Source organism: Pseudoduganella sp. R-34, from assembly GCF_049904655.1.
GTDB lineage: Bacteria > Pseudomonadota > Gammaproteobacteria > Burkholderiales > Burkholderiaceae_D > Rugamonas.
Genome location: NZ_CP184572.1, coordinates 3,663,265 through 3,676,599, shown reverse-complemented (window position 1 = coordinate 3,676,599; position 13,335 = coordinate 3,663,265). Strand labels below are relative to the sequence as shown.

Genomic DNA, 13,335 nt, shown 5'->3' with positions numbered 1-13,335 from the left:
CGCCGCTCACCTGCCGGTATGTTCGAAGCGTACCGGTCCAACGGTGAGCGGTATTTCCTTTCCGTCCATGAGGTAGTGCCCGGCGTAGCTGATGGTGTACGCATGACGCCCTTGCCTGAAGCCGTACGCGGGTGCCAGGTCGATGGCATTGCTGAGGTGCGCCCCGGGTTTCATGGCCCGGTAGTCGGCTTCCGTCAAGGGGCCGCGCTTGACCATGATGCCCTGGTAGTCGAGCAGTTGCCCGGTCTCGGCGTCGCGCACCTCGAACAGCTTGCCGAACATCTCTTCTTCGGTTGCCAGCGCGTGCAGGACCTTCAGCTGCCGCGCCGATTGGTTGGCCAGGTCGATGTGCAAGACGGGGTGGCCGCCTGCCTCTTTGACGGTGAATGTGACTTCCAGCATTTTCGCTTCCCCTGACAGCGCGGCGGCTGCTAGCAAGGCTGCAATATTGATTTTCACTCCAGACCTCGTTACACGTGAAACTTCTTTTTAGCGCGACTGTTCCAATGCTTCCCCAACCACCTCCAGGAAGTCATTGATGTTCAAGGGCTTGGTCAGGTACCGGAAAAAGCCGGCCTCCAGAGCAGCCTGTACATCAAGCGGCATCGCATTGGCGGAGAGCGCAATGATCGGGATCTCGCGCGTTGCGGCATCCTGGCGCAAACGGCGCTGTGCCTCGCGGCCGCTGATGCCGGGCAGGTTCATGTCCATCAAGATCGCATCCGGCAGGTATTCGCGCGCCATGGCCACACCGGAATTGCCGTCGGTGGCCGACAACAACTCAACGTCGAGATGCAGCTTGACGATCTCTTCCACAAGCTTCAGGTTGGCAGGGTTATCTTCGACATAGAGCAGCCGGGGCTTGCTGTGGTGGCCGCGCACCGCTGCCGGCGCCGGCATGCCTTCCTGGTCCTCGCTGCGGGGCAACTGCTGGGGCGCCGTGGCTTCCATCTCGACCGTGAAGGTGCTGCCCTGGCCCACCGAGCTCGTAACGCCAATGGTCGCGTTCATCAACTCGGCCAGCCGTTTGCTCAGCACCAGGCCGATGCCGCTGCCTTCTTCGGAGCCGCCTTCCTGGCCCAGCCGGTTAAAGGGCTGGAACAGACCCGCCATCTGTTCGCCGCTGAGCCCTGGCCCGTCGTCGCGCACTGCCAGCCAGGCCCGCCCGGGGTCGGCCGCCCCGCAGGCTACCCAGACATGGCCGCCCTTGCTGTTGTACTTGATTGCATTGCTCAACAGGTTCAGCACGATCTGGCGCAGCCGGATGCGGTCGGCCTTGACATGCATGCCGCGTGGTTCGGACAGGTAAACCGCGACCTGCCGCGCATCGGCCATGGCCTCGACCATCTTGCTCGCTTCATGCAGCAGGTCGTCCAGCGCCACCGGTTCGAGAGAAAGCGTGACGGCGCCGACCTCGATCTTCGCCAGGTCCAGCGTTTCATTGATCAGGTGCAGCAGGTGCTGCCCGGCCTGTACGATATTGCCGGCGAAGGCGTAACGCTGTTGTTGCGACAGCGGGAGTTTTTCGTTATGCAGCAACTGGCCGAAGCCGAGAATGGCATTCAGCGGCGTGCGCAGCTCATGCGACATGCTGGCCAGGAAGCGATCCTTGGCTTTGCTGGCTTGCTCCAGTTCAAGCTTTTGTTCGATCAGCTTGCGCTCGATCTGGCGGCGTCCGCTGATGTCGCGGATGGCGCTCGATACCAGCAGTTCGTCCTCGGTCTTCAAGGGACTGAGGCTGATCTCCACCGGGAATTCCGAACCGTCGCGGCGCATTGCATACAGTTCGGTGCCCGCCCCCATGGCGCGCGGCTGGGCTTTGGCGAAGAAGCTGCTGCGCGCCGCCGGATGCCGTCCAGCAAAGCGGGCCGGGATCAGGATTTCAATCGGCTTGCCCAGCAGCTCTTGGCGCTGGTAGCCAAACAGCTGCTCGGTCTGGGAGTTCACCAGCACGATCTCGCCGCGCGCGTTGACGATGACCATCGGATCCGGCGCCGATTCCAGCAGGCCGCGGAACTTCTGCTCGGCTTTCTTGCGGTCGCCGATATCGCGGATCGCGCTCATGACGATCGCGCCCTCTTCCATCTGGATCATGCTGAGGCTGATCTCGACCGGGAATTCCAGCCCGTCCTTGCGCAAGCCATACAGTTCCAGCCCCGCCCCCATGGTGCGCGTGCGCGGCTGCACGAAATACTGGGCGCGATGCGAGACATGGCCGCCGCGGAAGCGATTGGGCAGCAATACTTCAACCGGTTTCCCCAGCAATTCGCGCGGTTCGAAGCCGAACAGCCGCTCGGCCTGGCTGTTGACCAGCACGATGCGGCCGGTGGAATTGGCCATCACGATGGCATCGGGCATCGACTCGAGCAGGCCGCGGTAGCGCGATTCGACCTGGCGCGCGTCGCGCAAGGCCTTGGCGTCGGTGATGTCGTTCTGGCTGTGGATGATGTACCGGATGTCGCCCTGGGCAGAGTAGACCGGCTTGCAGGCTGCTCCGATATACACTGCCTGGCCGTCCTTGCGGCGCCGCAGGTACTCGAAATCGGCCCCGAATTCGCGCCGTACCGGGTGGCCCGGCATACCGATCAGCTCCTCGAGCCTGTGGCCGCGCGCTTCTTCGCCGCTATAGCCATAGATTTCCGTCGCGCCCCGGGTCCAGAAGATCACGGTGTCGTGGCCGTCCGTGGCAATGATTCCGCCGGGAGCTTCTTCGAGGATGAACTTGCCCAGGTCAGTTTGCATGATTGGTCTTTTCGCGGACTCGGCGATGCCAATTGTAAGCGAATTCGGGCGAAAAAAAACCGCCTGCCCTTGCGGCCAGGCGGTCGATAGCGCGGGGGTGCGCTGTGTATTACCAGGAGGCTTTCAAGGTGTAGGTGCCGCTGGTCGAACCAGTGCCACCCGAGTAGTAGTACACCTTGGCATACCACGTTACAGCAGTCGAGCCCGTATTGGCGCGCGTTACAACATCCGCCTGGCCCGTGCCTTTCACGCTCGATGCCAGCTCGGTACCAGCGCTGTTGTACAGCTTCAGGTCGTAGTCCGACGAGGCGTTCGGCGTCATGGTGGCGGTCAGCGTCTTGCCTGCTGGAACCGTAATGGCGAAGTAGTCCACATCGCTGCTGGTGCCGATATTGGCGCTGGCGGTGGTGCAGGACTGGCTGATGCCATTCGCAGTGGCGATGGTGTTATTGCTCTCCGTTTCCGACATGTTCACCGGTGTGCAGGAGGCGCCGCTCAGGATGTTCTGCGCCTCGAACTTGGCCTGGAAGGTGTTGGCGTAGCTCAGGTCCGACGGGAACAGGGTCTTGGCAGCGTTCACGATGGCCGTTGCCATCGCTGGCATCTTGATGTTCGAGCCGAGGCCGAAGTGGGCTTCGAGGATGATCTTGTCGATGTTCGCGCGCGGCTTGCCGGCGGCGATCAGCGACACCATCGACGAGTACAGCGGCGCCGACCACAGTTCGTCGGACTGGAAGGTCACCCCGTTCTCGGTCACCGAGCTGTGTGCGCTATAGGTCTTGCTGCTGTTGTACTTAGCGTCGGTGCGGTTCAGCATGCGGCCGGCCCAGCAGGAGCCGTGGCCATCCCAGCTGAAGGCCCACTCAGGGTGGTAGACCTGGCCGTTCGGCGTGCTGTAGGAATACGACGCAGCCCAGTAGTCGCCGAAGCCTTCGCCCATGGCGCCAGTGTCGCCGCCCGACCAGCTCGAGTTGATGCTGGCCTGGATGCCGTGGCCGTACTCGTGCAGGATGACGTCGGCATCTTCACTGTCGTTGACGCAGCCATGGCCAAAGGCCAGGTAGCCGGTTGCACCGCTGCCGCTGAAGTGCGAGTTGTCGTCGCCGTTGACGCCGTCGGTATCGATGTCCATCGAACGGTTGAGGATGGACTTGGTGCCGGTGAAGCCCAGCGACTGCATGTAGCGCTGGCTCTGGTCGATGTGGAAGTAGACGTTGGTGTCATCGAAAGCATTGTTGCCGCGCTTGGCAGTCCAGACACCGTTGGTAGTGGTGCTTGGTGCCGTGTTTGGCGACTCGATGTTCTTGATGTTGACGTACGGTCCGGTCAGCGAATATACCCCGCCGGTCACAGTCAGGTCGCGCAAGGTTTTGGTCGAATACGCTGCGTCGAAGGCAGACGCGGCCGAGGTATCGGTCAGCGCATCGGTGTTCAGGGTGGTGCGTGGGTCAGGATCGAAAGCGTAGCCGCTGCCGTTGATGCCGGACGCCGCCATCACCGTGGCGGTGCTGCCGGCCTTGAGCGTGTTCACGCTGGTGCTGGCCTTGGCTGCCTCGGTAGCGGCATGGCGGTCCAGCATCTGGCCCGGCGCTGCGGCGCGCGCGGCCAGGCTGCGCTCACCGCCTTTGTTGGTGCGTGGCAACGAGGTGGAGTAGGAATCGATCAGGCTGCCGTCATGTGCATTCAGGTACTGGACGAAACCGCCGGTAGGCATCTCCGCTTCAATGTCGACCTTGCGCGCCAGTTGCACGCCATCCTTGGTAGGCACCCACACCAGGGTGGACGATGGCACGTTCACCAGGTTGTGCTGTACCTTCATGTTTTTCCAGCCTTTGTCCAACGCTTCGTCGTCGCTGATCTGGGCTTTGTTGTACAGTTGATTGACGGCGTCGGCCTCAACCTTGGCAGAAATGTGGCGGGTTTCGTTGAAGATCTTTTGCAGGTCGCCGTTCTTGCCGATCGACACGACGATCTGGGCGCGGTCGACTGGCAGGCCGCGCAGCATTTGCTGGTAGTAGTAATGCTTGCCGGTCAGCGATTCCTTGACTGAAACCAGCACCAGGTTGTTCAGGTTCGCCGGCAGGCCGAAGCGTGCCGCGTGAACCCTCAGCACGCCCTCTGCGGAGGCAGCCTTGGTATTGGTGAAGACGGTCAGGTTGTCGATGGTTTTTTCACCGGCTTGGGCCAGGCCGGCGCATGCCAGCATGACCATGGAAGCGATCGTGGTACGGGTTGTGTAGCGCATGTTGTAATTCTCTCCTGAAGCAGTTATAGATCTAGTTTTTGGATGGAACAACGAGCCCCGCCGGGCTTGGCACTCAACAGCGTGAGGGCCGAGTATAACTACGAAAAGTTCGCCGATTTAGTTGAAATTTTGCTCAAGAACGCAAAAGAATTCAGTCAAGACCGCGCGCGCAACGTTAGAAGGAGTCATCAGTGAAATTGAACATTCTGTTAATTTTTACAGGCCTTTGCCTGATGGACACGGCAGCGGCGATCCCCGATATGGAGCCCGACGTTACGGCCCAGGTAGCCGAGGTGCTGGAAGCCGTTGCCGACGGCAAGGCCGCTGCGGAACGCTTCACCGAACGGGGGAGCGGCTATCTCGCCGCGCCCGGCCTGCCTGGCCTGATGAAAGGGTGTAGCCGGCCCCTCGTGCTGGAGCTGCTTTCGCGAAACGTAAACGGGGAGGACCGGCTTTACGTGTACCGTGCGAAATGCCAGCCGCAAGCCCTGCGCATCGCCATCGACTTCAACAAGGCGGCCCGCATCAACCGGCTTGAACTGGCTCCTGAGCACTAGTTTCACGCGGCACTGGACTTGGCGTTGCGTGTGTGGTCAGATATGCATGAATCAGCCAGGAGAAGAGCATGGACGTCATTACGACAGCAGTGACGGCAGGTGCCGGCGAGGGCGGCATCAGTGCTGCCTATCAGATGCTGAAGTCCCGCCTGGCGGCCCAGTCTCCTTCGGTCGCCGATGCCATTGCCGACGTTGAGGAAGACCCCGGTTCGCGATCGCGCCAGTTTGCACTGAGCGATGCGCTGGCCGCGGCCGGCCTGGCTGGTGACCGCTACCTGCGTGCCGCAGCGCGCAACCTCATCGATGAAGTCGAGCGCCGGCGCAGCGGCCGAACCTCGCCTAAAGCCAGCCTGGACGGAGCGCCCGACCATGCGGTGATGAAAGTGTTCTTTTCCACCGATCGCGAGCTGAGCGGTGACCGGCACCCTGCCCGCTTGTTCGGCAGCACGCGTGGCCAGTTGCGTTATGGAAGCTGCGAAGTCAGCATTCCTCGCGACCATCGCATGGGCGAGATGGAATCGCCTTCGCTATTACGGCTGGAGTTTCGCCAGGACCCTGAGCAGCATGTGGTGTTGCTTTCTGCCGACTTGAGTGAGCGCGACAGCTACTTCGAAGATTTGCGCAGGTCGATCGCCGCCAGTGGCACGCGCAGCGCCCTGCTTTTCATTCACGGTTACCGTACCACGTTCGAGGATGCCGCCCGTCGCACTGGCCAGCTGGCATACGACCTGGGCTTCCAAGGGGCGCCGATTTTTTACAGCTGGCCCTCGCAAGGCAAGCTTTCAGGATATATATTGGATGAAGCCAATGTGGAGTGGACCCAGGCCGACCTTGCTGCCTTTCTGGCCGACGTGCTGCAGCAATCCGATGCCGAGCATGTCTACCTGCTCGCGCACAGCATGGGCAGCCGGGCCCTGGCCCAGGCGACAGCCAGCGTCGTCGCCGCGCGACCGGAACTTGCGAGCCGTATCAGGGAAGTAATTTTGGCGGCACCGGATATCGATGCCGATGTTTTCCGTCAGCAAGTTTTGCCAGCGCTGGCTGCCGTCCCGAACCCATTGACTCTGTATGCGTCGTCGGAAGACAGCGCCTTGCGGGTTTCCAAATCCGTCCATGGCTATGCCCGTGCCGGTGAAAGCGGCCCCGGCCTGGTGGTGGCGCAAGGTGTCGAAACAATTGACGCCAGCAAGGTGGCGACAAGTTTCATCGGTCACACGTATTTTGCCGAGCAGCGCTCGGCTTTGAGCGATATGTATTACCTGATGAAGCAACATACCAGGGCTGCCGAGCGCTTTGGCCTGCAGGCAGTCGAAAGTGCGATGGGACGCCATTGGACGTTCCGCGTATAACGGAGACTTTGTTTATGAGTTACGCAAGTGCGCCGGATGAAGCAGTCTTTTGTGTCGACAAACTACTGCAATACATGGGGCAGGACGAAAAAGCCCTGGATACCGTGGTCAAGATCGTCCGCGATGGCATTGGTCCAGGCGTCGAACCGCTGAATCTGGCTGGCGACGCAATTCGGGACAACAAATTCATGGAAGCGCGCCGCATCCTGCACAATTTGCGCGGATCGATTGGCAACCTGGGGGCGAAACGCTTTGTTGCTGCCTCGCTCGCACTGGAACTGGCCCTGCAAGAAGGCCGTATTGTTGAAATACCACTGCTTTTCACTGCCCTGGAAGGTGAATTGAAGCTGGTGCACGACCATGCCGGCGCCTGGCTCGACCAGCACGCCGGACGCGCGGCCGCCCGCTAGCAATTCGTTACATCTGTTACCCCAGCCATTTTTGTGCGGCGCAATACCCGCATGTTATGATTCGAAATACTTATAGGTTTGGCAGTATTGCGAGCCGTGCGCCAGTATCGCCTCGCATTTCATAAAATCGTGAAAGTTGCCCGCAACTTGACGTACGGCAATTAATTGATATAATGCCATCCATTCTGGGATAATAAGAAATATGGAAATGTTTAACAAGGCGGGAGTGATTGTGACATCCACCCTTGTGATGGTCGGCATGTTGATTGCTTGCCAAGCCAAGGAAGACGTCGAGCCGCCAGCACCTGTCGTCGAAGCCGTAGCAAAGAAACTGGCCGTGCATGGCGGGGCAGCGGCAGAACGCCGCCTGCGCGAATGGGCCGAGCAAGGCTCCCCTGTTGCAGCTCGCGAGCTGGGCCTCCTGTACAGCCAGGATGTTGCAAAGCACAAAGAAGCGATGCGCCTGCTGGAGAAGGCCGCCCTCGCCGGCGACTCCGTTTCCGTCGACTACCTGTCCACCCGTTTCCGTTCGAGCGCCACTGTCGCAAATGCCGACGGTTCGCGCAGCTGGCCGCTGTATGTACAGCTGTCCAACCAGCACCGTACCAAGTAAGCCCCCGACGGATCGCGTGCTTTCTTGAGCGCGATCAACAAGCAGATCTGAGAGCTCCCTACGCTGGTAACTCCACCAGCCTGGGAGTTTTCCATGTCACGCGTGATTACCATTGCCGCAGGATTGACTCTGACCGCCCTGCTCGCTTGCCAGAGAATGAAGCCGGTCGCCGATGTACTTGCCGATGCGCGCAAGGCGCACGACAGCGGCGAAGACCGGGCTGCCGTCATCCATCTGAAGAACCTGCTGCAGCAGGAGCCCGGCCATGGCGCGGCAAGACGCATGCTGGGGGAGTTGCACCTGGCAATGGGCGATGCCGTTTCGGCCGAAAAGGAACTGCGACGCGCCCTGGCCCTTGGCCAGCCCCGGCAGGAACTGTTGCCGCTGCTGGTCCGTGCCATGCTGGCCCAGGCGTCCTGGCAGGGCGTCCTCGACGAATTGCAGGCTGATCCGCTGACCCCGGCCGTCCTGGCCTGGCGTGGCCACGCCTTGCTTGGACTAGGCAAGGCGGAAGATGCCGGCCAGCTTTACACCCAGGCACTCCATAAAGACGACAAGCTGGTCGAGGCCCACCTGGGCCAGGCCCGGCTTGCCTTGCTGCGCAACGACACCGATGCGGCAGGCGAGTCGGTGCAGCACGCCCTTGCGGCCGACCCGCACAATAGCGAAACCTTGCGCTTCCAGGGGGACCTGCTGCGCATGCGAGGCGACCTGGACGGCGCCCTCGCGGCATACCGCGCCATCCTTGAACGCGATAAAAGCAATGTACAAGCATTTGCTGATATTGCATCGGTCCATCTTGTGCAGGGAAACCCGGCGCTGGCCCGGGAAGGGCTCGAAGCGGCAAGGAAGATCCAGCCGGCCAGCCTGGTGATCCTCTACGCCCAGGGCTTGCTTGACCTGGCCGAGGGCAAGCACAAGGCCGCCCTGGAGCGCGCGCAGATGGTCTTGCGTGCGGCGCCGGACCATTTGCCGAGCATGCTGTTGGCTGCCACTGTTGAACTGGAAAACGGCGCATTTTCCCAGGCGCGGTCTCATATCTTGCGCTATCGCCAGTCACAGCCCAGGGAAATGTTCGCGCTGCGGCTGCTGGCCCAATGTGATCTGCAAGAAGGCAAGCCCCGGGACGCGCTGGCGCTACTTGAGCCGGCAATCGCCGAGCATCCGCAAGAGATCGACTTGCTGGCGCTTGGTGGCGAGGCCGCCATGCGTGCCGGACAACACGAGCTGGCCGCACGCTGGTTTGGCCGTGCCAGCAGCCTGGCGCCGGAGTCGAGCAGCCTCTTGGCCGCCAGTGGCCTGAGCCTGCTCAGCCAAGGCCAGGACGCACGGGCCGTCGACGCCCTTGAACAGGCAACACGCAAGGAAGGAGCGTCGGCTTCGCGCGCCGCTTCCCTGTTGGTCATGAGCTACCTGCGCAACCGCAACTTCAGCAAAGCCATGCAGCAAGTCCGGCAAATGGAAGCGCTGGGCGACAATCCGTCGGTGCAAAACCTCAAGGGCGGCGTGCTGCTTGCCAGCGGCGACCTGGTTGGCGCGCGCAAGGCCTTTTCGCGTTCACTGGAACTCGACCCTGCCCATATGCCTGCGCTGGACAACCTGGCGGAGCTCGATTTGCTGGAAAAGAAGGTACCGCTGGCGCGACAGCGCTACACCGCCGCGCTGGAGCGCCAGCGCAATAGCCTGCCCTTGATGATGGCGCTCGCCAAACTCGAGTCAAGGCAAGGCAACGCCGCAGCAGCGATCAGCTGGCTGGAGCGGGCCATTGCGTCCTCCCCCGATGCGGCTGCCCCCGTGCAGGCGCTGACAGCACTTTACTTGCGCAACGGCCAGGCAGCCAAGGCACTCCAGCAAGCCCAGCGCTTGCAAGCAGTTCGCCCAAACGAACCGGCCAGCCTTGATTTGCTGGCGCAGGCAGCGGCGGCCAACGGCCAGCACAAGCTGGCGCTCGAAAGCCTGCAGAAGCTGGCGCTTCTCCGCCCCGTCGAGCCCGAAGTGCAACTGCGTATTGCACGCAGCGCGCTCGCCCTCGGCCAGAAAGGACCCGCTTTGCTGGCTGCACGCAAGGCCGTCGCGCTCGACGCGAGCCGGGAAGATGCCCTGCTGCTGGTGAGCGCGCTGCTGCTCGATAACCGCGCATTCGACGAGGCCCGCAAACTGGCCCGCTCGGTGCAGCAACGTCAGCCTGATTCCGGCATGGGCTTCAAGCTCGAAGGCGATGCCTGGCTTGAAGAAGGCAAGGCAGCTGACGCCGTGGCCTCGTATGAGCGTGCTTTCCGACTGCAGAGCAGCGGGCCGCTATTGATCGCCCTGCACCGCGCCTTGCTGGCAGCCGGAAAGGCTGAGGCGGCGAGCCAAAGCATGCGCGACTGGCTTGGGCAACATCCCTCCGACCAGGCAACCAGGCTCTACTATGCGAGTCATTTGCTGCAGCAGGCCCAGTTTGGCGCCGCCCAGCGCGAGTACGAAATCATCCTGCAACGCGACCCGGACAATGTACTTGCCTTGAACGACCTGGCCTGGACGCTGCTTCATACCAAAGGCGGGGACGCGGTGCGGACCGCCGAACGGGCCTACCAGCTTGCCCCGCAAAATCCGGCAGTAGCCGATACCCTGGCCTGGAGCCTGGCCGAAAGCGGCAAGCCGGCGCGCGCCTTGCCTTTGCTGAAGAAAGCACTGGAAACTGCGCCGACAGCCAGCGATATCCGGCTGCATTACGCCCACGCGCTGTTCCGCAGTGGCGACAAGCGGGCCGCGCGCAGCCAATGCGAACAATTATTGGCAGTCCAGGGTTTTGCGCACAGGGCAGAGGTCGAGGGCTTGCTGGCGAAGATGTAAGGTGTCGGCCTAATTTACGCCTGAGCGCGCCGCCCCTTGGCGCCGGCGCTGGCGCGTTCCTTGCAACGTGGGGCTTATCCATCACTGGGAGCACACCATGTTCAAGAGCGTACTTTGCAAGGGCACAGCCTGGCTTTCGGCCATGGCGATCGCCGGAACCGCCGCCGCAACCCCGCTCGCCCCGTTTGTGCTGCACACGCCGGGCGCGGTCGAAATCAAGTTCAGCGGCTACCTGGCCCGCAGCGGCGACACCGGCGCTTCGCCCGGCATCCACGAAGCCAGCTTCGGTGCAGGCTATATGACCAGCATCCATGAACTCGGCAACCCCGCCAATCAGCTCTGGCGCAGCGGACAGGACAACCAGAGTATTTCCTTCTTGATGTATGGTGCCGGCGATGCCGCAGTGCTCCCGGTGGCTGGGTCGTCGGCACACCAGGTCTTCGGCACCGGTTGCACCCATCTTGCCTTCGGTTGCGACGGCAAGATCCACCTCGACTTCTACCTCGATAAACTGAGCGGCGGAACCAACCCAGGCTTTGGCATTGGCGGCATCAAGGCCTCGCAACGCCAGGGTTTCAGGCAACTTGGCGGCATTACCGATGGCGAGCTGTTGATGCGCTGGGAGTTCGTACCGGGACTATCGCCCACTACGCCAGGCGGAACGCCGGTCACCCTGGTGCAACAGCTAAGCGGCCTCACCTCGCCTTCGTCCGGCTTTGGCAGCTTCCTGGCGCGTTGCACGGGCGGTCCGGCATGCGGCTATTTCACCAGCGGTATGCAGCAAGGGGGAGCTGACTTCTATGGCACCAATACCATGACCAGCATCCTGGCCCTGACGGCCATTGGCCAGAATGGCTGGTCAGCCCGCCTGTCCGATCCGGTGATCGCCCAGGTGGCGCTGGGCCAACCCTCCACCCTTGCCTTGCTGCCGATTGGCGCTGCCATGCTGTTCCTGCTACGCATGCGCCGTCAGCGCGGCTGGTAACGGCCCGGGGCGATGATGTGCTGCGGATCAAGCGCCGACTTGATGCGGGCCACGGTGTCCCAATACGTATCGTGGCCGCTGTCCAGGGCCCCCACCGATTGCGGACCCACGCGATAGGGAATGTATCCAGCGCCCATCAGCCGTGCAAACGAGGCATCGTAGCATTGCCGGGCGCGCGCCGCCTCCGCCGCATCTTCCTGGTCAAAGCAGATGGTCAGCACGCCGCCCAGTGCACGCTCGTTGATCATGCTGAAGGTTTCAAACAGATCGAAGCCATGGCTAGCAAACAGCGGCTCGACCAGCGAGTGCACGTGCAACAAGTCGGTGCCGCGCATCGGCAGCACGGGTGCCAGCCACATCATTCCGCAACCGTCGCGCGCCGGATTGGCGCCCAGTGGGAATCCCTGAGGCAGGCCACCTCGGCGACGCCAGTAGGCGCCTGCCAGGAAGCGGCCATCCGGAATGCCGCGGTTCATGTTCAAGAGGGAGCGGCCAAGGTCGACCTGCGCCGACAACCGCGATCCGAGCCTGCCTTTTCCCATCAGGCGGGCCGCGATGCTTCCGAGTGCCAGCGTGCGGTCATCGATAAAGCGCAAGGTGGCCAGCCTGCCAATGGCCGCCTGCAGGGCACGGCGCGCATCGGCCACCTGGGCCGGCCGGCCGTAAAGCGCAGCTGACACAGTCCAGGCGCCGATCCCGGCCTGCCGGCACAGGCCGGCGCGCAATGGAAGCGGCAGCGGCGGCCCTTGCGGCGCCAGCGACGCAGGGAACACCATTCCTCCCGACAGCACGCGCAAATCGTTCCCGATATGGACCACGCTGGGCAATGTGCCATCCAGGCGCAGTGGGCGCAGCGCATCCACAACTGCGGCGATGCCCTCGAAGCCGGGGACGCTCGCAACCAGGTGGCTTACCACTTCCGTTTGCGGCATCAGCCAGAAGCCGAGGCTGGTAATAATGCCGAAGTTCGATTGCGTGAACAAACCGTCCAGCCATGGCCCGACACCATACGGGTAAAGGTGGGCGGCACTGGCGTGGGCAAAATGGGCGAAACCAGTCTCGAGCGTGTCGCCGCTGGCCAGCACGATGCGCATGCCGGCTACATGCAGCATGCGGTTGCCATAGGGCGTATGGCCGAAGCCGCGCTCCAGGATGTTGCCGACGAGGCTGGTATCCGGCCCGGCGCCGGTACAATCCATCCACAGGGGAAGTTGCAGCTCCGCCAGTTGACCGGCGAGCTGGGCCTGCGTGACGCCAGGCTCGATCACGGCATAGGCAAGGTCCGGATCGATCTCAAGAATGCGGTTCATCCCGCCCAGGTCCACGATGACCTGGCCTTCGCCGCTTGGGTTGGCGTCGCCGTATCCCCAGTTGCGGCCGGTACTCAGCGGATACAGCGGGACGCCAAATTCGCCGGCACTGCGCACCACGGCCACCACCTCACCGTGCGATAGCGGACGCAACACTGCAAGGGGCGCGACGGGCTGGCCCGAGGTGCTGGCAGTGTACGGCGCAAGTTCGCTGGGCGAGGCAAGCACCCGGGCTGGACCAAGCAGCAGGCGCCAGGCCTGCAGTGCGGGTTGGAGGTTCGCCATC

The 13,335-nt window shown here is 62.5% G+C and carries 10 protein-coding genes; 6 read left to right on the top strand and 4 right to left on the bottom strand.

What is annotated here, in order from left to right; all coding sequences use genetic code 11:
- Positions 1-6 precede the first annotated feature (6 nt).
- The 3 genes from ACN9MW_RS16840 to ACN9MW_RS16830 all read right to left on the bottom strand — a co-directional run bounded on the left by ACN9MW_RS16840 (position 7) and on the right by ACN9MW_RS16830 (position 4,987).
- Complete coding sequence (locus ACN9MW_RS16840; RefSeq protein WP_426161588.1) at positions 7-459, bottom strand: hypothetical protein; 453 nt, start codon at positions 457-459, stop codon at positions 7-9.
- 30 nt (positions 460-489) lie between these two features.
- On the bottom strand, positions 490-2,742 hold the full coding sequence (locus tag ACN9MW_RS16835) for a PAS domain S-box protein (protein ID WP_426161587.1): 2,253 nt from the start codon (positions 2,740-2,742) through the stop codon (positions 490-492).
- Between the two features lie 109 nt (positions 2,743-2,851).
- On the bottom strand, positions 2,852-4,987 hold the full coding sequence (locus tag ACN9MW_RS16830) for a hypothetical protein (protein ID WP_426161586.1): 2,136 nt from the start codon (positions 4,985-4,987) through the stop codon (positions 2,852-2,854).
- 191 nt (positions 4,988-5,178) lie between these two features.
- Between ACN9MW_RS16830 and ACN9MW_RS16825 the strand changes: the two genes are divergently transcribed.
- The 6 genes from ACN9MW_RS16825 (at position 5,179) to ACN9MW_RS16800 (ending at position 11,739) form a co-directional block, all read left to right on the top strand.
- Positions 5,179-5,544, top strand: a complete 366-nt coding sequence (locus ACN9MW_RS16825) for a hypothetical protein (RefSeq protein WP_426161585.1) — start codon at positions 5,179-5,181, stop codon at positions 5,542-5,544.
- Positions 5,545-5,612: 68 nt separating this feature from the next.
- A complete protein-coding gene (locus ACN9MW_RS16820) occupies positions 5,613-6,893 on the top strand; it encodes an alpha/beta hydrolase (protein WP_426161584.1) in 1,281 nt (426 codons plus the stop codon).
- A 14-nt stretch (positions 6,894-6,907) separates the two neighbouring features.
- Complete coding sequence (locus tag ACN9MW_RS16815) at positions 6,908-7,303, top strand: Hpt domain-containing protein (protein WP_426161583.1); 396 nt, start codon at positions 6,908-6,910, stop codon at positions 7,301-7,303.
- 232 nt (positions 7,304-7,535) lie between these two features.
- The gene (locus tag ACN9MW_RS16810) at positions 7,536-7,916 is read left to right on the top strand and encodes a hypothetical protein (RefSeq protein WP_426161582.1); all 381 of its coding nucleotides are present in this window, start codon (positions 7,536-7,538) and stop codon (positions 7,914-7,916) included.
- A 93-nt stretch (positions 7,917-8,009) separates the two neighbouring features.
- On the top strand, positions 8,010-10,754 hold the full coding sequence (gene prsT / locus ACN9MW_RS16805) for an XrtA/PEP-CTERM system TPR-repeat protein PrsT (protein ID WP_426161581.1): 2,745 nt from the start codon (positions 8,010-8,012) through the stop codon (positions 10,752-10,754).
- Positions 10,755-10,851: 97 nt separating this feature from the next.
- Positions 10,852-11,739: a hypothetical protein gene (locus tag ACN9MW_RS16800; protein WP_426161580.1), complete on the top strand. Its 888-nt coding sequence runs from the start codon at positions 10,852-10,854 to the stop codon at positions 11,737-11,739.
- Here ACN9MW_RS16800 and ACN9MW_RS16795 read toward each other — a convergent pair.
- Complete coding sequence (locus tag ACN9MW_RS16795) at positions 11,724-13,334, bottom strand: FAD-binding oxidoreductase (RefSeq protein WP_426161579.1); 1,611 nt, start codon at positions 13,332-13,334, stop codon at positions 11,724-11,726. The genes ACN9MW_RS16800 and ACN9MW_RS16795 overlap by 16 nt on opposite strands.
- Between the last annotated feature and the right edge of the window lies 1 nt (position 13,335).

Coding starts and splice junctions, on each gene's coding strand:
- ACN9MW_RS16800 (WP_426161580.1), top strand. CDS start 10,852: ATGTTCAAGAGCGTACTTTGCAAGGGCACAGCCTGGCTTTCGGCCATG.
- ACN9MW_RS16830 (WP_426161586.1), bottom strand. CDS start 4,987: ATGCGCTACACAACCCGTACCACGATCGCTTCCATGGTCATGCTGGCA.
- ACN9MW_RS16815 (WP_426161583.1), top strand. CDS start 6,908: ATGAGTTACGCAAGTGCGCCGGATGAAGCAGTCTTTTGTGTCGACAAA.
- ACN9MW_RS16835 (WP_426161587.1), bottom strand. CDS start 2,742: ATGCAAACTGACCTGGGCAAGTTCATCCTCGAAGAAGCTCCCGGCGGA.
- prsT (WP_426161581.1), top strand. CDS start 8,010: ATGTCACGCGTGATTACCATTGCCGCAGGATTGACTCTGACCGCCCTG.
- ACN9MW_RS16820 (WP_426161584.1), top strand. CDS start 5,613: ATGGACGTCATTACGACAGCAGTGACGGCAGGTGCCGGCGAGGGCGGC.
- ACN9MW_RS16795 (WP_426161579.1), bottom strand. CDS start 13,334: ATGGCGAACCTCCAACCCGCACTGCAGGCCTGGCGCCTGCTGCTTGGT.